The sequence below is a fragment of the Pseudomonas azerbaijanoccidentalis genome (assembly GCF_019145495.1).
Taxonomy (GTDB): domain Bacteria; phylum Pseudomonadota; class Gammaproteobacteria; order Pseudomonadales; family Pseudomonadaceae; genus Aquipseudomonas; species Aquipseudomonas azerbaijanoccidentalis.
In genome coordinates this window covers 142,405-164,349 of record NZ_JAHSTU010000007.1, presented here as the reverse complement: position 1 = coordinate 164,349, position 21,945 = coordinate 142,405, and the positions used below count along the sequence as shown (strand labels likewise).

The 21,945-nt window shown below is 59.0% G+C and carries 20 protein-coding genes and 1 tRNA gene; 9 read left to right on the top strand and 12 right to left on the bottom strand.

Annotated features, from left to right (window positions below; translation table 11 throughout):
- The first annotated feature begins 4 nt into the window (after positions 1-4).
- The 9 genes from tolR (at position 5) to nadA (ending at position 7,199) form a co-directional block, all read left to right on the top strand.
- Entirely contained in the window at positions 5-457 is a 453-nt protein-coding gene (gene tolR, locus KVG88_RS21995; RefSeq protein WP_161806672.1) for a protein TolR, read from the top strand.
- Positions 457-1,536, top strand: a complete 1,080-nt coding sequence (tolA, locus tag KVG88_RS21990; RefSeq protein WP_150703041.1) for a cell envelope integrity protein TolA — start codon at positions 457-459, stop codon at positions 1,534-1,536. Before tolR ends, tolA begins: the two co-directional genes overlap by 1 nt.
- A gap of 17 nt (positions 1,537-1,553) precedes the next feature.
- Positions 1,554-2,834: a Tol-Pal system beta propeller repeat protein TolB gene (gene tolB / locus KVG88_RS21985; protein ID WP_225934111.1), complete on the top strand. Its 1,281-nt coding sequence runs from the start codon at positions 1,554-1,556 to the stop codon at positions 2,832-2,834.
- A 52-nt stretch (positions 2,835-2,886) separates the two neighbouring features.
- A complete protein-coding gene (gene pal, locus KVG88_RS21980) occupies positions 2,887-3,384 on the top strand; it encodes a peptidoglycan-associated lipoprotein Pal (RefSeq protein WP_003178634.1) in 498 nt (165 codons plus the stop codon).
- Between the two features lie 6 nt (positions 3,385-3,390).
- Entirely contained in the window at positions 3,391-4,221 is an 831-nt protein-coding gene (ybgF, locus tag KVG88_RS21975; RefSeq protein ID WP_217872755.1) for a tol-pal system protein YbgF, read from the top strand.
- A gap of 166 nt (positions 4,222-4,387) precedes the next feature.
- A complete protein-coding gene (gene queE, locus KVG88_RS21970; RefSeq protein ID WP_150703044.1) occupies positions 4,388-5,035 on the top strand; it encodes a 7-carboxy-7-deazaguanine synthase QueE in 648 nt (215 codons plus the stop codon).
- Position 5,036: 1 nt separating this feature from the next.
- The gene (queC, locus tag KVG88_RS21965) at positions 5,037-5,729 is read left to right on the top strand and encodes a 7-cyano-7-deazaguanine synthase QueC (RefSeq protein WP_217872754.1); all 693 of its coding nucleotides are present in this window, start codon (positions 5,037-5,039) and stop codon (positions 5,727-5,729) included.
- A 63-nt stretch (positions 5,730-5,792) separates the two neighbouring features.
- Positions 5,793-5,868 (top strand) — tRNA-Lys (locus KVG88_RS21960).
- Between the two features lie 272 nt (positions 5,869-6,140).
- The gene (nadA, locus tag KVG88_RS21955) at positions 6,141-7,199 is read left to right on the top strand and encodes a quinolinate synthase NadA (RefSeq protein WP_150703046.1); all 1,059 of its coding nucleotides are present in this window, start codon (positions 6,141-6,143) and stop codon (positions 7,197-7,199) included.
- Between the two features lie 88 nt (positions 7,200-7,287).
- Here nadA and KVG88_RS21950 read toward each other — a convergent pair whose 3' ends face one another.
- The 12 genes from KVG88_RS21950 to arcD all read right to left on the bottom strand — a co-directional run bounded on the left by KVG88_RS21950 (position 7,288) and on the right by arcD (position 21,922).
- Positions 7,288-7,776, bottom strand: coding sequence for an RDD family protein (locus KVG88_RS21950; protein ID WP_150703047.1), 489 nt, complete (start codon positions 7,774-7,776; stop codon positions 7,288-7,290).
- A 96-nt stretch (positions 7,777-7,872) separates the two neighbouring features.
- Complete coding sequence (locus tag KVG88_RS21945; RefSeq protein ID WP_007977299.1) at positions 7,873-8,085, bottom strand: cold-shock protein; 213 nt, start codon at positions 8,083-8,085, stop codon at positions 7,873-7,875.
- 403 nt (positions 8,086-8,488) lie between these two features.
- The gene (gcvT, locus tag KVG88_RS21940) at positions 8,489-9,613 is read right to left on the bottom strand and encodes a glycine cleavage system aminomethyltransferase GcvT (protein WP_150703048.1); all 1,125 of its coding nucleotides are present in this window, start codon (positions 9,611-9,613) and stop codon (positions 8,489-8,491) included.
- 36 nt (positions 9,614-9,649) lie between these two features.
- Positions 9,650-11,026 carry an L-serine ammonia-lyase gene (locus tag KVG88_RS21935; protein WP_217872753.1) on the bottom strand — a complete coding sequence of 459 codons (1,377 nt, stop codon included), beginning with the start codon at positions 11,024-11,026 and terminating at the stop codon, positions 9,650-9,652.
- A gap of 189 nt (positions 11,027-11,215) precedes the next feature.
- Positions 11,216-14,068, bottom strand: a complete 2,853-nt coding sequence (gene gcvP, locus KVG88_RS21930) for an aminomethyl-transferring glycine dehydrogenase (protein WP_217872752.1) — start codon at positions 14,066-14,068, stop codon at positions 11,216-11,218.
- Positions 14,069-14,079: 11 nt separating this feature from the next.
- The gene (gcvH, locus tag KVG88_RS21925; RefSeq protein WP_150703051.1) at positions 14,080-14,463 is read right to left on the bottom strand and encodes a glycine cleavage system protein GcvH; all 384 of its coding nucleotides are present in this window, start codon (positions 14,461-14,463) and stop codon (positions 14,080-14,082) included.
- Positions 14,464-14,920: 457 nt separating this feature from the next.
- The gene (gene gcsR / locus KVG88_RS21920) at positions 14,921-16,429 is read right to left on the bottom strand and encodes a transcriptional regulator GcsR (protein WP_217872751.1); all 1,509 of its coding nucleotides are present in this window, start codon (positions 16,427-16,429) and stop codon (positions 14,921-14,923) included.
- 200 nt (positions 16,430-16,629) lie between these two features.
- Positions 16,630-16,992, bottom strand: a complete 363-nt coding sequence (locus KVG88_RS21915; RefSeq protein ID WP_150703053.1) for a DUF5064 family protein — start codon at positions 16,990-16,992, stop codon at positions 16,630-16,632.
- A gap of 12 nt (positions 16,993-17,004) precedes the next feature.
- Positions 17,005-17,934, bottom strand: a complete 930-nt coding sequence (gene arcC / locus KVG88_RS21910) for a carbamate kinase (RefSeq protein ID WP_150703054.1) — start codon at positions 17,932-17,934, stop codon at positions 17,005-17,007.
- A gap of 190 nt (positions 17,935-18,124) precedes the next feature.
- Positions 18,125-19,135, bottom strand: a complete 1,011-nt coding sequence (locus KVG88_RS21905; RefSeq protein WP_217872750.1) for an ornithine carbamoyltransferase — start codon at positions 19,133-19,135, stop codon at positions 18,125-18,127.
- A gap of 69 nt (positions 19,136-19,204) precedes the next feature.
- Positions 19,205-20,461 carry an arginine deiminase gene (gene arcA / locus KVG88_RS21900; RefSeq protein WP_217872749.1) on the bottom strand — a complete coding sequence of 419 codons (1,257 nt, stop codon included), beginning with the start codon at positions 20,459-20,461 and terminating at the stop codon, positions 19,205-19,207.
- Positions 20,462-20,494: 33 nt separating this feature from the next.
- Entirely contained in the window at positions 20,495-21,922 is a 1,428-nt protein-coding gene (gene arcD, locus KVG88_RS21895) for an arginine-ornithine antiporter (RefSeq protein ID WP_217872748.1), read from the bottom strand.
- Positions 21,923-21,945 lie beyond the last annotated feature (23 nt).

Here is a 21,945-nt window from a genome sequence, read left to right as displayed (position 1 = left end):
TTTAATCGCTCGAGCTCGCAAAAAGCGCAAGCCGGTTGCCGAGATGAACGTGGTGCCTTACATCGACGTGATGCTGGTACTGCTGGTCATCTTCATGGTGACCGCGCCAATGCTCAATCAGGGCGTGAAAGTTGATCTGCCCAAGGTTTCCAGCGAAGCCTTGCCGCAGGACAACAACACCCAGGTCCTGACCATTTCGATCAAGGCTGACAAGACCTACTACTGGAACCTTGGCAGCGAAGTCGACACAGAAAAGCAGCAGGACAGGGCCATGACCTTGCCGCAGATGACCGACGCCGTGACCAAGATCATTCGTGCCGGTACTGAAGGTGGCAAGCGTACCCAAGTGTTCATTCGTGGCGACAAGACTGTCGACTACGGCTCCGTCATGGGCGCGATGGGCGGGTTGCAGAAAGCCGGCGTCGGTAATGTCGGCTTGATTACCGAGGCACCCTGATGCAGCAAATGCGAGAGCCGTCCGCCTCGGAAAGCTACTTCTGGCCTAGTGTCTGGGCGATTGGCTTGCACGTGCTGGTGTTCGGCATGCTGTTTGTCAGTTTCGCCTTTACCCCGGAGTTGCCGCCGGCCAAGCCGATTGTCCAGGCGACCTTGTACCAGCTGAAATCGAAAAGTCAGGCGACCACCCAGACCAATCAGAAGATTGCGGGTGAGGCGAAGAAATCCGCCGCGCGCCAGACCGAAGTCGAGCAGATGGAGCAGAAAAAGGTCGAGCAGGAAGCGGTGAAAGCTGCGGAACAAAAGAAAGAAGAAGCGGCTCAAAAGGCCGAGGAAGCCAAGAAGGCCGACGAGTCGAAGAAAGCGGAAGAGGCGAAAAAGGCAGATGAAGCCAAGAAAGCCGATGAAGCGAAGAAGACCGCCGAAGCCAAGAAGGCAGAAGAGAAACAATTGGCTGATATAGCCAAGAAGAAAGCTGAAGAAGAAGCCAAGAAAGCTGCTGAAGAAGAGGCCAAGAAAGCGGCCGCTGAAGAAGCGAAGAAAAAGATCGTCGAAGACGCGAAAAAGAAAGCCGCGGAAGACGCCAAGAAGAAAGCTGAAGCGGAAGAGGCGAAGAAGAAAGTCGCCGACGAAGCGAAGAAGAAAGCTGCTGCCGATGCTGCGAAGAAGAAAGCGCAGGACGCGGCACGTAAATCCGCCGAAGACAAAAAGGCCCAGGCCCTGGCAGATTTGCTTTCCGACACGCCGCAGCGTCAGCAGGCCTTGGCCGATGAGCAGGGCGATGAAGTCGCCGGCAGTTTCGATGACCTGATTCGCGCTCGTGCAGCAGAAGGTTGGGCTCGTCCACCTTCGGCCCGCAAAGGCATGACGGTTGTGTTGCAAATCGGCATGTTGCCGGACGGCACAGTGACCTCGGTCAGCGTGTCCAAGTCCAGTGGCGACGGTCCGTTCGACGCATCGGCTGTGGCAGCGGTGAAGAATATTGGACGTTTGACAGAAATGCAGGGAATGAAGCCGAGTGATTTCGCTCCGTATCGTTCATTCAAGATGACATTCACACCTGAGGATCTAGCCTTGTGAGAAACCTTCTTCGAGGAATGCTGATCGCTATCTGCTGCATGGCAGGTTTGGCGATGGCAGATGAGAAAAACATTCTGGTCACCAGCGGCAGTGATCGGGCTACTCCGATCGCGGTTGTGCCGTTTGGTAACCAGGGCGGTAGCGTGCTGCCGGACGACATGGCTGAAATCATCGGTAATGACCTGCGTAACTCGGGTTACTACTCGCCGATTCCAAAGCAGAACATGATCAGCCAGCCGAGCCAGGCCAGCGAAATCATCTTCCGTGACTTCAAGGCGCTGGGCGCCCAGTACGTCATGGTCGGCAGCATTGCCCCAGCAGGCGGTCGCCTGCAGGTGCAATACGCACTGTTCAACGTCGCCACCGAACAGCAAGTGCTGACCGGCAGCGTGTCGGGCGGTGTTGATCAGCTGCGCGACATGTCGCACTACATCGCTGACCAATCGTTCGAAAAACTCACCGGCATCAAAGGTGCGTTCTCGACTCGTCTGCTGTACGTGACGGCCGAGCGTTTTTCCGAGAAGAACACGCGCTACACGCTGCAACGTTCGGACTATGACGGTGCCCGCGCCGTGACCCTGCTGCAATCGCGCGAGCCAATCCTCTCGCCGCGTTTCGCACCGGATGGCAAGCGCATCGCCTACGTCTCGTTCGAACAGAAGCGTCCACGCATCTTCATGCAGAACATCGACACCGGTCGCCGTGAGCAGATCACCAACTTCGAAGGCCTGAACGGCGCGCCTGCCTGGTCGCCGGATGGCAATCGCCTGGCGTTCGTGCTGTCCAAGGACGGCAACCCGGACATCTACGTGATGAACCTCGGTTCGCGTCAGATCACCCGAGTCACCAACGGTCCTGGCATCAACACCGAACCGTTCTGGGGCAAGGATGGTTCGACCATCTACTTCACGTCCGACCGTGGCGGCAAACCGCAGATCTACAAAACCAGCGCGGGTGGTGGCGGTGCGGAGCGTGTGACGTTCGTAGGTAACTACAACGCCAACCCTAAGCTTTCGGCTGACGAAAAGACCCTGGTAATGATTCACCGCCAGGACGGTTTCACCAATTTCAAAGTGGCGGCTCAGGATTTGCAGCGCGGTAGCGTAAAAATCCTCACTGATAGCACTCTGGACGAGTCGCCTACTGTTGCGCCCAACGGCACCATGGTAATCTACGCCACCCGCCAGCAGGGCCGGGGAGTCTTGATGCTCGTGTCCATCAATGGACGCGTAAGGCTCCCGCTTCCTACCGCACAAGGCGAAGTCAGAGAACCTTCCTGGTCCCCTTACCTGAACTGACGCGGCGCTATACGTTTTACTTAACACACTGGGGTTCATTAGGAGTTTCACGATGGAAATGCTGAAGTTTGGTAAATTTGCTGCGCTGGCTCTGGCCATGGCTGTAGCTGTAGGTTGCTCGTCCAAAGGCGGCGACAATGCCGGTGAAGGCGCTGTAGATCCAAACGCTGGTTACGGCGCAAACACTGGTGCAGTTGACGGTTCCCTGAGCGAAGAAGCTGCTCTGCGCGCTATCACCACTTTCTACTTCGAATACGACAGCTCGGACCTGAAGCCAGAAGCCATGCGCGCTCTGGACGTTCACGCCAAAGACCTGAAAGCAAACGGCGCTCGCGTTGTTCTGGAAGGCAACACCGACGAACGTGGTACTCGTGAGTACAACATGGCACTGGGCGAGCGTCGTGCGAAAGCCGTTCAACGCTACCTGGTACTGCAAGGTGTTTCCCCAGCTCAGCTGGAACTGGTTTCCTACGGCGAAGAGCGTCCAGTTGCTACCGGCAACGACGAGCAGTCCTGGGCTCAAAACCGTCGCGTCGAACTGCGTAAGTAATTCGTCATGCGAACGTGCCGTCGTGCTGTAACTGTTCTGGCTCTCAGTCTCGCGCCGCTTGCGGCGTGGGCTGCGGTTCCTGTGGTCGATAACGACTCCGGCTATAACAATAGCGGGAGCAGTTATCCGCCTGCAGGTTACGGTACGAACGGCGCCTATGCCGGGGGAGGGGTTTCGGCCCCTGTCTCGGCACAGGGCGAGCTGTTCAACCAACTGCAATCAATGCAGCAACAGATCGAGCGCCAACAAGGTGCGATTGAAGTTCTGCAAAATGATGTAGCGCGCATGAAGCAGGAAAACCTGGAGCGATATCAGGATCTTGATCGGCGCATAGGAACCGGCGTTGCACCAGCCGCGACTCCTGAGAATTCTTCCGGCGGTGGCGAGTTGAATGCCCCCGCTGCAGCAGGTGCAGGGGCAGCTGCCGCCCAGGCACCGGCCGCTGGTAGCGAACCGGCGGATCCGGCGAAGGAAAAGCTCTATTACGACGCGGCCTTCGACCTGATCAAAGCCAAGGATTTCGACAAGGCCAGCCAGGCCTTTGCCGCATTCCTGCGCAAATACCCGAACAGCCAATACGCGGGCAATGCCCAGTACTGGTTGGGTGAAGTGAACCTGGCAAAGGGTGACCTGCAGGGCGCAGGCCAGGCTTTTGCCAAGGTTTCGCAGCTTTACCCAAAGCACGCCAAAGTGCCTGATTCGCTGTACAAGCTTGCTGATGTTGAACGCCGCCTGGGTCATACCGACCGGGTAAAAGGCATTTTGCAACAGGTTGTGTCGCAATATCCGGGCACTTCCGCCGCTCAGTTAGCTCAGCGCGATCTGCAGAAAATGTAAGGCAGTTTGAACCGTTTCGAAGAAACCCGCGCTTGCCGCGGGTTTTTTCGTTAGAATTCACGCCCTTTTTATGAAACACGCTTTTTGGGATCTGCGCATTGCCGGGGTTCCTTGAAGTGCCTGACGGAGGCGGACAGCCTGTTTAGCTGTTACGCCCGTGGCGACTATGCAAGACACATTGAGAATTACCGAAGTTTTTTACTCGTTGCAGGGTGAAACGCGGACGGCTGGCCTGCCCACAGTTTTTGTGCGCCTGACCGGTTGCCCTCTGCGTTGCCAATACTGTGACAGCGCCTACGCCTTCACTGGCGGGACCATCCGCACACTCGACGATATCCTCGAGCAGGTTGCCGGTTTCCGTCCGCGTTATGTCTGTGTCACGGGCGGCGAGCCCCTGGCGCAACCCAACGCCATCCCCTTGCTTCAGCGCTTGTGCGACGCCGGTTACGAAGTGTCACTGGAAACCAGTGGCTCAATCGACATCTCGGCGGTAGATTCCCGGGTCAGTCGCGTTGTCGACTTGAAGACTCCAGGGTCGAAGGAAGCGCACCGCAATCGCTACGAAAACATTGAGCTGCTGACGCCGAATGATCAGGTGAAGTTTGTCATCTGTTCGCGCGAAGACTATGACTGGTCGGTATCCAAACTGATCCAGTACGGTCTGGAAAAACGTGCTGGCGAAGTCCTGTTTTCGCCTAGCCATCATGACCTGAATGCTCGGGATCTGGCCGACTGGGTGGTGGCGGACAACCTGCCGGTGCGCCTGCAATTGCAGCTGCATAAATATCTTTGGAATGACGAGCCGGGGCGCTGAAATGACTGAACAACTGAACACCGTGGAAAAACGTGCAGTCATCCTGCTGTCCGGTGGCCTGGACTCGGCAACCGTCGTGGCCATGGCTCGCGCTGAAGGCTACAGCTGCTACACCATGAGCTTCGACTACGGTCAGCGTTCTCACGCTGAGCTGTACGCCGCCGAACGTGTCGCCCGGGATTTGGGTGTGGTCGAACACAAGGTCATCGGCCTCAACTTCAATGGCATGGGCGGCTCGGCACTGACCGACAGCAGCATCGATATTCCGGAAGAGTTGGGCGAAGGTATTCCCGTCACCTACGTGCCTGCACGCAACACGGTTTTCCTGTCCCTCGCGCTGGGCTGGGCTGAAGTGCTTGGCGCACGCGATATCTTTATCGGCGTCAACGCCGTGGACTACTCCGGCTACCCGGACTGCCGTCCCGAGTTCATCGAGTCTTTCGAGCGCATGGCCAATCTGGCAACCAAGGCGGGTGTAGAGGGCAACGGATTTCGCATTCAGGCGCCACTGCAAAACCTCAGCAAAGCGCAGATCGTCCAGGCCGGTACCCAGCTTGGCGTCAATTACGGCCTGACCGTTTCCTGCTATCAGGCCGATGATGAAGGCCGTGCGTGCGGTAAATGCGACAGCTGCCGACTGCGCGCGGAAGGCTTTGCGGCGGCCGGAATCAGCGACCCAACCCCTTATTTTTGATTTATTTCAAAATAGGTGTTGAATAGTCCTTAAAAATCAGTATTATACGCGCCACCACACAGCGGGTCGTTAGCTCAGTTGGTAGAGCAGTTGGCTTTTAACCAATTGGTCGTAGGTTCGAATCCCACACGACCCACCATTTTCAAGCAGTTTTAAAAGTCTGGAAGGCCCACGCAAGTGAGGATTTCCGGATTTTTTTTTGCCCGCGATTTGTGTTTGCCCAGGCCCTGGGCGGCACTGCATGACGCAGGTCAGAATCATCTTTTGCATCCACGGGATATTCTGTAGCCTTGCGCAGCTTCAACGCTGTCCGTGCCTGATGAATACTCACTTTCCCGGCGGTACCCAGAAGGGTCCGGAGCCGGGTGTATACTCGACTTTCGCGCGAATGCGCCTGCAGGTCTTGCGAACATGACGCAGATTTCCGAACGCCTTCTGGTTCAAGCTCACCTCGACGCCAAGCAGCCCAAGCCGCTGACCGCCGAAGAGGAAGCCCATTACCGTGCTGCCATCGCCGCCGAGCTCAAGGCTCAGGACGCGGTGCTGGTGGCTCACTTCTATTGCGACCCCGTCATTCAGGCCCTGGCCGAAGAAACTGGCGGTTGTGTCTCCGACTCGCTGGAGATGGCTCGTTTCGGCAGAGATCACTCGGCTAAGACCGTTGTCGTCGCCGGTGTGAGGTTCATGGGCGAAACTGCGAAAATCCTCACCCCTGAAAAACGCATCCTGATGCCAACCCTGGAAGCGACGTGCTCGCTGGACCTGGGTTGTCCGGTCGACGAGTTTTCCGCGTTCTGTGACCAGCATCCGGAGCGTACGGTGGTGGTCTACGCCAACACGTCCGCGGCGGTCAAAGCCCGGGCGGACTGGGTCGTGACTTCCAGTTGCGCACTGGAAATCGTCGAAAGCCTGATGGACAACGGCGAAACGATTATCTGGGGCCCGGACAAGCATCTGGGTACCTACATTCAGCGCCAGACCGGCGCCGACATGCTGCTGTGGGACGGTGCCTGCATCGTTCACGAAGAGTTCAAGTCCAAGCAGCTTGAAGACATGAAGGCGCTTTACCCGGATGCAGCGATTCTGGTGCACCCGGAGTCGCCGACCTCGGTGATCGAGCTGGCGGACGCTGTGGGGTCGACCAGTCAGTTGATTGCCGCTGCACAGTCGTTGCCGAACAAGACGCTGATCGTCGCGACTGATCGCGGCATTTTCTACAAGATGCAGCAGCTGTGTCCCGACAAGGTCTTCATCGAAGCTCCAACGGCTGGTAACGGCGCTGCATGCCGCAGTTGCGCGCACTGCCCGTGGATGGCGATGAACACGCTTGAGCGCACGCTGAAGAGCTTGAAGGAAGGGACGAACGAGATCTTTGTCGACCCGGCGTTGATCCCTCAGGCGATTCGCCCGTTGAAGCGCATGCTTGATTTCACCCAGGCGGCGCGGATGAAGCTGGCGGGTAACGCTTAAGAGCAAAAAGCAAAAGATCGCAGCCTTCGGCAGCTCCTTCAGGGATTGGTGTAGGAGCTGCCGAAGGCTGCGATCTTTTTTGTGGGCGTTACTTTTGTTTCTTCGGAATGCGCACTAGCCGGGTATTGGAATACATGTCATGCCAGCTGCGTTTCTGCTTGTCGAACAGCGACCAGAAGAATCCCAGCCCAACGCATAGCAGCGACGCGATCGACACCACAAAGCGCAGCAGCGCCTGCCACAGGCTGATGGATGAGCCGTCGGCATTCTGAACGCGGATGCACCAGACCTGCATGCCCAGGGTCTGCCCCGAGTAGGTCCAGAACTTGGCGAAGAAACCAAACAGCACAAACAGCAGGACCGTGGAAAGCAAAGGATCACCGTCCAGCGCTCCCGCTTCGGTCAGGGTGCGCATTCTTTCTTCGCCGATGATTGCCATTTGGATCATCTTGTAAACGCCGCTGGTGACGATCAGCAGTGCGGTGCACAGCAGGAAGTCATAGAACATCGCTGCCAGGCGACGACCCAGGCCAGCGGCAGGAAATTCGCCCTGGGGGGTAAGCAGGTGTTTCGGCATGGCAGGTTCCCGGCGGAAAAAGAAAGCCATTTTACGGATTTGCGCGCACAAAAAAGCCCCTGATGTCAGCATCAGGGGCTTTTTCGTTACAGAAGATTAGGCTTCTGCTTGTACTTCGTCAGCCTGCATGCCTTTCTGGCCTTGCACGGCGATGAAAGTTACTTTCTGGCCTTCTTTCAGGCTCTTGAAGCCGTTGCCCTGGATGGCGCGGAAATGCACGAACAGATCCGGACCGCTTTCAGGAGTGATAAAACCAAAACCTTTCTCGTCGTTAAACCACTTGACGGTACCGCTCTGACGTTGGGACATTTCTTATTTCCTTTGACGCAAAAATTAATGACAGTCTCCTTCTCATGAAAGAGAACTGGGGCTGGTTGCAGGAGAGTAAGAAGACGTCGAACGGGATGTAGCTAACTTGTAGGCTACTGCCCAGGTCACGATTCCAAGCGACCCATGCAAACACAGTGAACAAACTCTACGCCAACTACGGGAGAAAAAACAAGCCCTGTGAAAGGCCCGTATTTGCTCACGTTGGTGTGCTTGATATGCCAACTAGTGCTGGCTTATGCGATAGCGCTGTTCAATTGTTTTCGATCGTTATAAGCAAAGTTCATAATCGAAGCTTACAGCCAAACGATGCACTATTTTATGGCAGTTGCGTTACACATTAGTGCGTTGTAAACGCAACTGCGTTACTTATAGGAACAGTCAATCAGCCGCGATAGTAGCGTTGCGGAACAAATGGCATTTTGCTTACAAGCAAAGGCACCTTTTTCCCACGGACAATCGCCCACACCGGGGTATCGATAGCGATATAAGCGCTATCGACGTAACCCATGGCCAGCGGACCACCCAACGTCGGCCCGAAACCACCGCTGCAGACGCTGCCGATGATTTCGCCGGCTTCGTTGACGATCTCTGCCCCTTCGCGCACCGGGGTGCGTTCTTGTGGCAGCAGACCCACGCGTTTGCGGCTGACACCGCCTTGTTGCTGGGCGAATACGTTTTCAGCGCCCGGGAAGCCGCCAGCACGTGCGCCATCCGCCCGGCGCGGCTTGGAGATGGCCCACAACAGGCTGGCTTCGATCGGCGTGGTGTCGGTGTTCATGTCGTGGCCGTACAAGCACAGGCCGGCTTCCAGGCGCAGGGAGTCGCGCGCGCCGAGGCCGATGGCTGCCACTTCCGGTTCTGCCAGCAGGGCGCGGGCGAGGGCTTCGGCATTGGCGGCCGGTACGGAGATTTCGAAACCGTCCTCACCGGTGTAACCCGAGCGGCTGACAAAACAGTCCACGCCCAGCAGTTTGACTTGAGCGAACTGCATGAAAGTCATCTTGGCCACTTCGGGTGCCAGGCGTGCCAGTACCGTGACTGCCGCCGGGCCTTGCAGGGCGAGCAAGGCGCGTTCTTCGAACAGCGGCTCGATGCTGCACTGCTCGCCAATGTGCTTGCGCAGGTGCGCCAGGTCTTGATCCTTGCAGGCAGCGTTGACCACCAGGAACAGCTCGTCGTTACCCAGGTTGGCAACCATCAGGTCGTCGAGGATGCCGCCGGTTTCGTTGGTGAACATGGCATAGCGCTGCATGCCCACGGGCAGGTCGATGATGTCCACCGGCACCAGGGTTTCCAGGGCCTTGGCGGCATTGGCGCCGGTCAGGCGAATCTGGCCCATGTGCGACACATCGAACAGGCCAGCCTGGTCGCGGGTGTGCTGGTGTTCTTTCATCACGCCCAGCGGGTATTGCACAGGCATGTCGTAGCCGGCGAACGGCACCATGCGCGCGCCGAGTTCGATGTGCAGGGCGTGCAACGGGGTTTTCAACAGTTGTTCGGTGGACATATTCAGCTCCTGAAGAAGGGTGCAGATGAGCGCGCATCAGCACTCGATAATGTTGACCGCCAAACCGCCACGGGCGGTTTCCTTGTATTTGCTTTTCATGTCGGCGCCGGTCTGGCGCATGGTGCGGATGACCTTGTCGAGGGAGACGAAGTGTTGCCCGTCGCCGCGCATGGCCATGCGCACGGCATTGATGGCCTTGACCGAACCCATGGCGTTGCGCTCGATGCAAGGCACTTGCACCAGCCCGCCAATCGGGTCGCAGGTCAGGCCAAGGTTGTGTTCCATGCCGATTTCCGCGGCGTTTTCCACTTGCTGCACGGTGCCGCCGAGGACTTCGCACAACGCCCCGGCCGCCATCGAACAAGCGACGCCCACCTCGCCCTGGCAACCGACTTCGGCGCCGGAGATCGAGGCGTTTTCCTTGTACAGAATGCCGATGGCTGCCGCCGTCAGCAGGAAGCGCACGACGCCGTCGTCATTCGAGCCCGGGATGAAGCGCATGTAGTAGTGGAGGACCGCGGGAATGATCCCCGCTGCACCATTAGTGGGCGCTGTCACCACGCGGCCGCCGTTAGCGTTTTCCTCATTGACCGCCAAGGCGTAGAGGTTGACCCAGTCGAGCACCGACAGCGGATCGCGCAGCGACGACTCCGGGTTCTTGCACAATTGCCGATGCAGCGCAGCGGCCCGGCGTTTGACTTTCAAACCACCGGGCAGGATGCCTTCGTTACGGCAACCCGCCGCCACGCAGTCCTGCATCACTTGCCAGATGTTCAGCAGGCCGGCGCGGGTTTCCGCTTCCGGGCGCCAGGCGCTTTCATTGGTCAACATGACCTGGCTGATCGACAGCCCATACTTGACGCAATGACCGAGCAAATCCTTGGCGCTTTTGAACGGGAAGGTCAGTGGCGTGGCGTCTTCGACGATACGGTCTGCACCGGCAGCGTCTTCATCCACGACAAAACCGCCGCCCACCGAGTAGTACTCGCGGCTGCGGATTTGCAGGCCTGCGGCGTCGAACGCACGGAAAATCATGCCGTTGGGGTGATAGGCCAACGGTTTGCGAATCATCGCCAGGTGTTCTTTCTCGTTGAACGCAATGCTGTGTTCGCCGAGCAGGTTCAGGTGCCCGCTGGCGCGAATGGTTTGCAGGCGGGCGGCGACGGTTTCGGTGTCCACAGTGTCCGGGTGTTCGCCTTCCAGGCCGAGCAGCACGGCTTTATCGCTACCGTGGCCCTTGCCGGTGGCGCCGAGCGAGCCGTACAGCTCGACCTTGACGCAGGTGGTTGCTGCCAGCAGTTCTTCACGGCGCAAGCCTTCAACGAAGCGCGCAGCCGCACGCATCGGGCCGACGGTGTGGGAACTGGAGGGGCCGATACCAATCTTGAACAGGTCGAACACGCTTAACGACATGAGTTGTTCTCCGGTTTCTTGTTATAGGCGTAACTATCACGGGAGATGCGCCCTGTAGGAGTTGCCGCAGGCTGCGATCTTTTGATCTTGCTTTTGATGAAGATCAAAAGATCGCAGCCTGCGGCAGCTCCTACAGGGGGAGGTGGTGTTCTGGAAAGTGGGGGCGAGTAAAACCGCCCCCTCATTCGTTTAAGCGTAGCTTTCGATCGACGGGCAGGCGCAAACCAGGTTGCGATCGCCGAAGACGTTGTCGACGCGACCGACCGGTGGCCAGTACTTGCCTTCGATCAGCGAGGCAACCGGGTAAACGGCTTGCTCGCGGCTGTACGGGTGCGACCACTCGCCCACCAGCTCAGCGGCCGTATGCGGAGCGTTTTTCAGTGGGTTGTCGTCCTTGTCCAGCGTGCCGTTTTCCACTGCGCGGATTTCTTCGCGGATGCGGATCATGGCGTCGCAGAAACGGTCGAGTTCTTCCTTGGATTCGCTTTCGGTCGGCTCGATCATCAGCGTGCCGGCGACCGGGAACGACATGGTCGGGGCGTGGAAACCGAAGTCGATCAGGCGCTTGGCCACGTCATCGACGCTGATGCCGCTGCTGTCTTTCAGCGGACGCAGGTCGAGGATGCATTCGTGCGCCACCAGGCCGTTGCTGCCGGTGTACAGCACTGGGTAGTGCTCTTCCAGACGACGGGAAATGTAGTTGGCGTTGAGGATTGCCAGCTGCGAAGCGCGCTTCAAGCCTGCGCCACCCATCATGCGAATGTACATCCAGGTGATCGGCAGAATGCTTGCGCTGCCGAACGGTGCTGCGCAGACCGCGCCTTCCTTGCGCTCCATCTGGGCGTGGCCAGGGAGGAACGGCGTCAGGTGCGATTTCACGCCGATCGGGCCAACGCCCGGGCCGCCACCGCCATGCGGGATGCAGAAGGTTTTGTGCAGGTTCAGGTGCGACACGTCGCCGCCGAACTTGCCCGGCGCGCAGAGGCCGACCATGGCGTTCATGTTGGCGCCATCGATGTACACCTGGCCGCCATTGTCATGAACGATGCCGCAGATTTCGCGGATGCCTTCTTCGAACACGCCGTGGGTCGACGGGTAGGTGATCATCAGCGCGGCGAGGTGTTCGCGGTGCTCGATGGCCTTGGCGCGCAGGTCTTCGATATCAACGTTGCCACGGGCGTCGCAAGCGGTGACGACAACGCGCATGCCAGCCATTTGAGCGGTAGCCGGGTTGGTGCCGTGGGCCGACGACGGGATCAGGCAGATGTCGCGACGGTCTTCGCCACGGCTCTGGTGGTAGGCACGAATCGCCAACAGACCGGCGTATTCACCTTGGGAGCCGGCGTTCGGTTGCAGCGAGATCGAGTCGTAACCGGTGGCGGCGCAGAGCATCGCTTCCAGTTCGTCGGTCAGTTGCTGGTAACCGGCGCTTTGCTCGGCCGGGGCGAACGGGTGCAGGGCACCGAACTCAGCCCAGGTGACCGGGATCATTTCGCTGGCGGCGTTGAGTTTCATGGTGCACGAGCCCAGCGGGATCATGGTGCGGTCCAGCGCCAGGTCCTTGTCCGCCAGCTTGCGCAGGTAGCGCATCAGCTCGGTTTCCGAGTGATAACGGTTGAACACCGGGTGGCTGAGGATTGGCGACTGGCGTACCAGTGCGGCAGGGATGGTGCTTTCAACGCTGGTAGCCAGCGCTGCGAAATCCGGCAGGGTCTTGCCGTTGGCCAGCAAGGCCCACAGGGTTTCAACGTCGGCCTGGGTGCTGGTTTCGTCGAGGGACAGGCCCAGACGCTCTGTGTCGACTACGCGCAGGTTGATCTGCCGGGCGCGTGCCTGTTCGTGCAGCTTGGCGGTGTCGGCACCGGTGGCCACGGTCAGGGTGTCGAAGAAGTTTTCCTGTTCGACGTTCAGGCCCAGTGCAGTCAAGCCCTTGGCGAGGATCGCGGTCAGGTGATGCACGCGGTTGGCAATCTGCGTCAGGCCTTTAGGGCCGTGGTACACGGCGTACATGCTGGCGATGTTGGCCAGCAATACTTGCGCGGTGCAGATGTTGGACGTGGCTTTCTCACGACGGATGTGTTGTTCACGAGTCTGCATGGCCAGGCGCAGGGCCGGCTTGCCGAAACGGTCCACGGAGACACCGACCAGACGGCCCGGCATGTCGCGCTTGAACGCATCCTTGGTGGAGAAGTAAGCCGCGTGCGGGCCACCAAAGCCCAGCGGCACGCCGAAGCGTTGCGCGCTGCCGATGGCCACGTCGGCGCCGAACTCGCCCGGCGGGGTCAGCACGGTCAGGGCCAGCAGGTCAGCGGCCACGGCCACCAGCGCGTTCGCAGCGTGGAAGCGCTCGGTCAGTTCGCGGTAGTCGAACACGTCACCGTTGCTGGCCGGATATTGCAGCAAGGCGCCGAAAAATGGCGTCACGTCGCTCAGTTCACGCTCGTCGCCGACGACTACGTCGATGCCCAGCGGCTCGGCACGGGTGCGCAGCACGTCAAGGGTTTGCGGGTGGCAATGCACGGAGGCGAAGAACTGGTGGCTGCCTTTGTTCTTGCTCAGACGTTTGCAGAAGGTCATGGCTTCGGCAGCGGCGGTGGCTTCGTCGAGCAGCGAGGCGTTGGCGATCGGCAGGCCGGTGAGGTCGCTGATCAGGGTCTGGAAATTCAGCAGCGCTTCGAGACGGCCCTGGGAAATTTCTGGTTGGTACGGGGTGTAAGCGGTGTACCAGGCCGGGTTTTCCAGCAGGTTACGCAGGATCGGCGACGGCGTGTGGGTGCCGTAGTAACCCTGGCCAATGAAGGTCTTGAACAGCTGGTTTTTGCCGGCGATGGATTTGATCAAGGCCAGGGCATCGGCTTCGCTTAGACCGTCTTCCAGGCCCAGTACGCTGGTGCCCTTGATGCTGTCCGGAATCACGCTGGCGCTCAGCGCTTCCAGGGAATCGAAGCCGAGGCTGTTGAGCATGGCTTGCTCGTCACCGGCGCGCGGGCCGATGTGACGGGCGATGAATTCGTTGGCGGTGGTCAGGGTAATCTGGGTCATGTCAGTGCTCCTCAGGCTTCGGCTTGGGCTTTGATCAGGCGGTCGTAGGCGTCTTGATCCAGCAGTTGGCCGACAGCCGCAGCATCGGCAGGCTGGAAGCGGAAGAACCAGCCTTCGCCCAGCGGATCTTCGTTGACCAGTTCAGGGCTGCTGTCCAGCGCCGGGTTCACTTCCAGTACTTCGCCGTCGAGTGGCATGTACACACCGCTCGCGGCTTTAACCGATTCCACGGTGGCGGCTTCCGCGCCTTTGTCGTAGGACTGCAGCTCAGGCAGTTGTACGAAAACCACGTCGCCCAGGGCGTTCTGTGCGAAAGCGGTGATACCGACTGTGACGCTGCCGTCAGCTTCGGTGCGCAGCCATTCGTGATCTTCAGTAAAACGCAATTCGCTCATGGAAACTCCTAAGGGGGCCAGACTCGTCTGGTGGACGCGATTTGAATGCTTGGGCGATGCCCTGGTTATGACGGAGTACATAGCAAGAACGCGGCCAATGTTGTTTTTACTATACGAATCAATGATTTAAGTAGTTTGGCAAATCGCGGGAATGGGCTGTGTGTAGCGAAATCGATACGGCATCTGTCGTCGATAAAAGCTGAGGTGGATCAAAGCCTTGCACAGTCGTGATCACAGAGGGGTGTAGCGATATCGTTCCGCTGTAGCGCTTTCAGTACAGGTGGAGGTCGTTTTTAAACCGGTGTAGGAGTTTTCGAATTGACAACCCGTTCCGTAGGAGCTGCCGCAGGCTGCGATCTTGTCGCAGGCACCATAAGATCAAAGTCAAAAGATCGCAGCCTGCGGCAGCTCCTACACAGGTTGGTGTACACAGCCCACCATCTGTGGACGCAAGGCTTCAAGCCTTGTTGGGAATCCCGTACTTGCGCAACCGATGCGCAATCGCCGTGTGGGAGGTTTGCAGGCGGCTGGCCAGTTGGCGGGTCGAGGGGTAGCTGACGTAGAGTTTTTCCAGCAGGGTTTTCTCGAACTCGTCCATGGCCTGTTCCAGGCTGTCGACGTCGTGATCGCTCTGGCGCGCCACCGAGGTGCCGGCGATGTCGAGGTCGCCGATGTCCACCAGGCTGCTTTCGCAAATGGCCGCGGCGCGGAAGATCACGTTTTGCAGTTGTCGCACATTGCCCGGCCAGCGGTTGCCGAGCAGGGCGGGATAGGTGCCCGGTGCCAGGCGGCAGACCGGGCGCTGGATCTGCGCGCAGGCCTGCTGCATGAAATAGCGCGCCAGCAACAGGATGTCCTGGCCGCGTTCGCGCAGCGGCGGCACTTCGACATTGAGCACATTGAGGCGATAGAACAGGTCTTCACGGAACTGACCTTCGCTGACCATTTTTTCCAGGTCGCGGTGGGTCGCGCTGAGAATCCGTACGTTGACCTTTACCTCGCGATCACCGCCCACGCGACGGAAGCTGCCGTCGTTGAGAAAACGCAGCAATTTGGCTTGCAAGTACGGCGACATCTCACCGATTTCGTCGAGAAACACCGTGCCCTGGTTGGCCAGTTCCATCAGCCCCGGTTTGCCACCGCGTTGCGCACCGGTGAAGGCACCGGGGGCATAGCCGAACAGTTCGCTTTCGGCGAGGTTCTCCGGCAATGCCGCACAGTTCAACGCTAGAAACGGAGAATTGTGCCGCGCACTGATGGCGTGACAGGCCCGGGCGACCAACTCCTTGCCAGTGCCCGTTTCACCCTGGATCAACAGCGGCGCATCGAGTGCCGCCACCCGTTGGGCGCGAACCTTGAGCGTGCGGATCACCGGCGATTCGCCCAACAGCGCATCGAAGCCTTCGGCGTGATCGTGGTGCAGCGCCGACAGTCGTTCGCCAATGCGATTGGGTTGATACAGCGTCAGCAGGGCGCCGGCATCGGTGATGGGCGTGGCGTCCAGCAACAGGGTCTGGCCGTTGACCGTGATTTCCCGCAGCGGCAAGCGAAAGCCGTGTTCGAGCAAGGCGTCGAGCAAGCCCGGGTCGGCAAACAGTTCGGCGATGCTTTCACCGGCTGGTTCGCGCCCGTACAGGGCAATCAATGCCGGGTTGGCCAGTAACACTTTGCCAGCGCTGTCCAGTGCCAGCACCGGGTCGGTCATGGCCGCCAGCAATGCATCGAGCTGCAAGTGCCGGCGCTGGCCGGGCAGGATGTCGACCACCGTCACCGCTTGCACGCCACGCACGCTGAACAGTGCATCGCGCAGCTCTTCAAGGACTTCCGGACTCAGGGTCGGGGCGTCGATGTAGACGTTGGGCGGAACCATTTCCACCGCATCCAGATTGAGATTGCGCCCACCGAGCAAGGCCAGGACTTCCTGGGTGATGCCGACGCGGTCGATGAAGCTGACGTGGATACGCATGGGGCGCTTTCGGGTTCTGGATTGCGGAGGGTGGCAAGTATGCCTTGGGGCGGGCGAATGGTGAAATGTTGCACGGACTTCAATGGCGCGAAGATCCCCTGTAGGAGCGAGCCTGCTCGCGATGGCGTCGTGTCAGGCAACATCAATGATGGATGACAAATCGCTATCGCGAGCAGGCTCGCTCCTACAGTGGGAAGAGGTTATTCAAAGTGCTCGGGGTTTACCGGGTCGCCGGATTTCATATTCAACTGCTCCCGGATGTCTTCAAACATCAAATCGTAATGTTTGTGGACGGAGCCGATCTGGCTGTGTGACTTCGGTATTCCGTACTTTTCGGCGATTCTTGTGACATCCCTGGCGAAGTTGTAAGCCTCCTCCTTGGGCAGAAAGAAGGGTTCTGACATGTCCTTGCCCTGAATGTTGCCATGCATGGTGAACTGAATGCCTTTTTCACCTTTGTCATTCTTGCTGACTTCATAGTCCAGGTGAATGTTGTAGCTGACATCATCCGGGGTCAGCGCATGACGTTCGATGTGCAAGTGACCTGGATCAAACTGTGCCATAGACGTCTCTCCTTATGAGTAAGTAATGCCAGGTGTCGCCGTGCTGATGCGCGTGCCAGCCTTGCCCTGGACGATCGCTTCGATGTCGGCGAGTGAACCGATCACCGCGACTTTCCCAGTATGGCGCGCGAATTCGCAGGCTGCCTGCACCTTCGGTCCCATGGAGCCCGCGGCAAAGCCGAGTTTTTCCATTTCGTCCGGGTGAGCCTGGGCGATGGATTTCTGGGTGGGTTTGCCAAAATCGATGAACGCGGCGCTGACGTCGGTGGCGATCACCAGCAGATCGGCTTCAAGTTGTTCGGCCAGCAGCGCCGAGCACAGGTCTTTGTCGATAACCGCTTCGACACCTTCGAGCTTGCCGGGGGAGGTGTACAGGGTCGGAATGCCGCCACCGCCCGCGCAAATCACGATGCTGCCTTTTTCCAGCAACCACTTGATCGGGCGGATTTCGAAGATGCGTTTCGGTTTGGGGCTGGCGACCACGCGGCGGTATTTGTCGCCGTCGGGGGCGATGGCCCAGCCTTTTTCAGCGGCCAGTTTTTCCGCCTCGGCTTTGGCGTACACCGGGCCGATGGGTTTGGTGGGATTCTGGAACGCCGGGTCATTGGCATCGACTTCGACCTGGGTCAGCAGGGTGGCGAACGGCACTTCGAAATCCAGCAGGTTGCCCAGTTCCTGTTCGATGATGTAGCCGATCATGCCTTCGGTTTCGGCGCCAAGCACGTCCAGCGGGTAGGGCGAAACCGAGGTGTACGCCGCCGCTTGCAGCGACAGCAGGCCGACTTGCGGGCCATTGCCGTGGGCGATGACCAGTTGGTTGCCGGCGTGAATTTTGGCGATCTGCTCGGTGGCGATCCGGATGTTGGCGCGCTGGTTGTCAGCGGTCATCGGTTCACCCCGGCGGAGCAGGGCGTTACCGCCCAGAGCTACGACGATACGCATGGTGCATGTCCTTCTAAACAGAGGAAAGGCAAACGACTTGATCGCACTGTCGGAACTGGCCCCTTGTGGGAGCTAGCCTGCTAGCGATTGCGATCGATCAATCCATGATGATGGTGACTGACACATTGCAATCGCTGGCAGGCCAGCTCCCACATTGACCCTGTTCCGTCAGTGGGAGCCGAGTGGGCCGTTACAGGTCAGCCAGGGTCGACACAAGAATCGCCTTGATGGTGTGCATGCGGTTTTCCGCTTGCTCGAAGGCGATGCAGGCCGGCGACTCGAAGACGTCATCGGTCACTTCGATGCCGTTCTTCAGGTGCGGGTACTGCTCGGCAATCTGCTTGCCGATTTTGGTGTCGCTGTTGTGGAAGGCCGGCAGGCAGTGCATGAACTTGGTGCGCGGGTTGCCGGTGGCTTTCATCAGTTCGGCGTTGACCTGATACGGCAGCAGTTGCTGAATGCGCTCGGCCCAGGCTTCCACCGGTTCGCCCATCGACACCCAGACATCGGTGTGGATGAAGTCCACGCCTTTGACCGCGGCTTTCGGGTCTTCGGTGAGGGTGATCCGGGCACCGCTGTCTTCACCGTATTGTTTGCAACGGGCCACCAGGTCATCCGCTGGCCACAGCGCTTTCGGCGCGCAGATCCGCACGTCCATGCCGAGCTTGGCGCCGATCAGCAGCAGCGAATTGCCCATGTTGTTGCGGGCGTCACCGAGGTAGGCGTAGCTGATTTCATGGATCGGTTTGTCGGCGTGCTCACGCATGGTCAGCACGTCGGCGATCATTTGCGTCGGGTGGTATTCATCGGTCAAACCGTTGAACACCGGGACGCCGGCAAACTTGGCCAGCTCTTCGACGATTTCCTGTTTGAAACCCCGGTATTCGATCGCGTCGTACATGCGCCCCAGTACGCGGGCGGTGTCTTTCATGCTTTCCTTGTGGCCGATTTGCGAAGAGTTGGGATCGATGTAGGTGACGTTGGCACCCTGGTCATAGGCCGCGACTTCGAACGCGCAGCGAGTGCGGGTCGAGGTTTTTTCGAAGATCAGCGCAATGTTGTTGCCCTTCAGATGCTGCTGTTCGGTGCCGGTGTATTTGGCGCGCTTGAGATCGCGGGACAGGTCTAGCAGGTAGCGCAATTCGCGAGGGGTGTGGTGTTCCAGGCTCAGCAGATTGCGGTTATGAATATTGAACGCCATTTTGGATCTCCTAAGGTGTCGGTTATCCCTTCAGCCCGCACTCGGTAAGGGCGGGCTGAAGTTAATAGGTTAGTAGTCAATCGGATCGCGGATGATCGGGCAGGTCATGCAATGGCCGCCGCCGCGACCGCGTCCGAGTTCGCCGGCGCTGATGGTGATCACTTCCACCCCGGCCTTGCGCAGCAGGGTGTTGGTGTAGGTATTGCGGTCGTAGCCGATGACCACGCCCGGTTCCATGGCCACCACGTTGTTGCCGTCATCCCATTGCTCGCGTTCGGCGGCGAAGCTGTTGCCGCCGGTTTCGACGACCCGCAAGGCCTTGAGGTTGAGGGCGTTGGCCACGGTGTCGAGGAAGTTGGTGTCCTCTCGGCGGATGTCGATGCCACCGGGTTTGCTCTCGTCCGGACGCAGGGTGAAGGCGACGATCTGGTTGACCACTTCCGGGAAGATCGTGACGAGGTCGCGATCGCAGAAGCTGAACACGGTGTCCAGGTGCATCGCCGCACGGGATTTCGGCAGACCGGCGACGATGACTTTTTCCACCGCTTTTTTCTTGAACAGTTCGACCGCCAGTTGGGCAATGGCCTGGCGCGACGAACGCTCGCCCATGCCGATCAACACCACGCCGTTGCCGATCGGCATCACGTCACCGCCCTCAAGGGTGGAGTTGCCGTGGTCCTTGTCCGGGTCGCCGTACCAGATCTCGAAATCGGCGTTGGTGAACTCGGGGTGGAATTTGTAGATGGCGGTCGTCAGCAAGGTTTCCTGACGGCGTGCCGGCCAGTACATCGGGTTGAGTGTCACGCCGCCGTAAATCCAGCACGTAGTGTCGCGGGTGAACTGGGTGTTGGGCAGCGGCGGCAGGATGAAACTGGTGCGCCCCAGGAAGTCGCGAAACATTTCGATGGCCTTGCCGCCGAAACTGTCGGGCAGATCATCGCCGGAAACACCGCCCACCAGGAACTCGGCAATGTGACGTGGCTCCAGGCTGCGCAGCCATGAACTGGTTTCGTTGATCAGGCCGAGGCCGACCGAGTTGGCGGTGATTTTGCGCTCTAGGATCCAGTCGAGCGCTTCGGGAATGGCGACGATGTCGGTGAGCAGGTTGTGCATTTCCAGCACATCGACATTGCGTTCACGCATCTTGGTGACGAAATCGAAATGGTCGCGCTTGGCCTGGGCTACCCACAACACATCATCAAACAGCAGTTCGTCGCAGTTGTTCGGGGTCAGCCGCTGATGGGCCAGGCCTGGGGAGCAAACCATGACTTTGCGCAGTTTGCCGGCTTCGGAATGGACGCCGTACTTAACTTTTTCCGTGGTCATTTCAGTGAACCTCCAGATGACAAAACAAGCGAATTACAGGGTCAGGAAGCCGTCATAGAGACCGTAGGCCGCCACCAGTGCGCATACGATCACCGCTACGAAAATCAGCTTCTCGACGTTGGTGAAAACCGGTTTGTTGAGTTCCAGCTTGGCCTTGGCGAACAGGATCGCGCCGGGGGCATAGAGCAGGGCCGAGAGCAGCAAGTACTTGATGCCGCCGGCATAGAGCAGCCAGATCGCGTAGATCAACGCGACGCCGCCGATGATCAGATCCTTCTGCCGGTCACCCGCCGCACCTTCATAGGTTTCGCCGCGTACCGCCAGCAGCAGGGCATAGGCTGCCGACCACAGGTAAGGCACGAGGATCATCGAGGTGGCGAGGTAGATCAGCGACAGGTACGTACTGGCGGAAAACAGCGTGATGACCAGGAAAATCTGGACCATGGCGTTGGTCAGCCACAGCGCATTGACCGGCACCTGATTGGCGTTTTCCTTGCGCAGGAACGCCGGCATGGTGTGGTCCTTGGCGGCGGCGAACATGATTTCGGCGCACAGCAACACCCACGACAACAGTGCGCCGAGCAGCGAGATGATCAGGCCGACGCTGATCAGCACCGCCCCCCACTTGCCCACTACGTGCTCCAGCACGGCAGCCATCGACGGGTTCTGCAGCTTGGCCAGTTCCGGTTGGGTCAGGATGCCCAGCGACAGCACGTTCACCAGCACCAGAATGAGCAGCACGCTGACAAAACCGATCACCGTGGCTTTACCCACATCACTGCGTTTTTCCGCACGGGCCGAGAAAATGCTCGCGCCTTCGATGCCGATGAACACCCACACGGTGACCAGCATCATGTTGCGCACCTGGTCCATCACGCTGCCCAGGTCGGGGTTTTTCAGGCCCCAGATGTCAGCGGTGAAGATGTCCAGTTTGAAGGCGAACAGGGCAATCAGGATGAACAGCACCAGCGGCACAATCTTGGCTACGGTGGTCACCAGGTTGATGAAGGCGGCTTCCTTGATCCCGCGTAGCACCAGCAGGTGAACAGCCCAAAGCAGCACCGAGGCGCCGATCACCGCCGCCACCGTGTTGCCTTCACCAAAAATCGGGAAGAAGTAACCCAGGGTGCTGAACAGCAAGACGAAATAACCGACGTTGCCCAACCAGGCGCTGATCCAGTAACCCCAGGCCGAAGAAAAGCCCATGTAATCGCCGAAACCTGCCTTCGCGTAGGCGTACACACCGCCGTCGAGGTCAGGCTTGCGGTTGGCGAGGGTCTGGAACACGAAAGCGAGGGTCAGCATGCCGACGGCGGTGATGGCCCAACCAATCAGAATGGCGCCGACGTCAGCACTGGCAGCCATGTTTTGCGGCAAAGAAAAAATCCCTCCACCGATCATTGAACCGACAACCAGGGCAACCAATGCGCCGAGTCGAAGTTTTCCGGGAGCTTCAGACATTGCATGACTCCATTGCAGGTGAA

Coding starts and splice junctions, on each gene's coding strand:
- tolA (WP_150703041.1), top strand. CDS start 457: ATGCAGCAAATGCGAGAGCCGTCCGCCTCGGAAAGCTACTTCTGGCCT.
- tolB (WP_225934111.1), top strand. CDS start 1,554: ATGCTGATCGCTATCTGCTGCATGGCAGGTTTGGCGATGGCAGATGAG.
- pal (WP_003178634.1), top strand. CDS start 2,887: ATGGAAATGCTGAAGTTTGGTAAATTTGCTGCGCTGGCTCTGGCCATG.
- ybgF (WP_217872755.1), top strand. CDS start 3,391: ATGCGAACGTGCCGTCGTGCTGTAACTGTTCTGGCTCTCAGTCTCGCG.
- queE (WP_150703044.1), top strand. CDS start 4,388: ATGCAAGACACATTGAGAATTACCGAAGTTTTTTACTCGTTGCAGGGT.
- queC (WP_217872754.1), top strand. CDS start 5,037: ATGACTGAACAACTGAACACCGTGGAAAAACGTGCAGTCATCCTGCTG.
- nadA (WP_150703046.1), top strand. CDS start 6,141: ATGACGCAGATTTCCGAACGCCTTCTGGTTCAAGCTCACCTCGACGCC.
- KVG88_RS21950 (WP_150703047.1), bottom strand. CDS start 7,776: ATGCCGAAACACCTGCTTACCCCCCAGGGCGAATTTCCTGCCGCTGGC.
- KVG88_RS21945 (WP_007977299.1), bottom strand. CDS start 8,085: ATGTCCCAACGTCAGAGCGGTACCGTCAAGTGGTTTAACGACGAGAAA.
- gcvT (WP_150703048.1), bottom strand. CDS start 9,613: ATGTCCACCGAACAACTGTTGAAAACCCCGTTGCACGCCCTGCACATC.
- KVG88_RS21935 (WP_217872753.1), bottom strand. CDS start 11,026: ATGTCGTTAAGCGTGTTCGACCTGTTCAAGATTGGTATCGGCCCCTCC.
- gcvP (WP_217872752.1), bottom strand. CDS start 14,068: ATGACCCAGATTACCCTGACCACCGCCAACGAATTCATCGCCCGTCAC.
- gcvH (WP_150703051.1), bottom strand. CDS start 14,463: ATGAGCGAATTGCGTTTTACTGAAGATCACGAATGGCTGCGCACCGAA.
- gcsR (WP_217872751.1), bottom strand. CDS start 16,429: ATGCGTATCCACGTCAGCTTCATCGACCGCGTCGGCATCACCCAGGAA.
- KVG88_RS21915 (WP_150703053.1), bottom strand. CDS start 16,992: ATGGCACAGTTTGATCCAGGTCACTTGCACATCGAACGTCATGCGCTG.
- arcC (WP_150703054.1), bottom strand. CDS start 17,934: ATGCGTATCGTCGTAGCTCTGGGCGGTAACGCCCTGCTCCGCCGGGGT.
- KVG88_RS21905 (WP_217872750.1), bottom strand. CDS start 19,135: ATGGCGTTCAATATTCATAACCGCAATCTGCTGAGCCTGGAACACCAC.
- arcA (WP_217872749.1), bottom strand. CDS start 20,461: ATGACCACGGAAAAAGTTAAGTACGGCGTCCATTCCGAAGCCGGCAAA.
- arcD (WP_217872748.1), bottom strand. CDS start 21,922: ATGTCTGAAGCTCCCGGAAAACTTCGACTCGGCGCATTGGTTGCCCTG.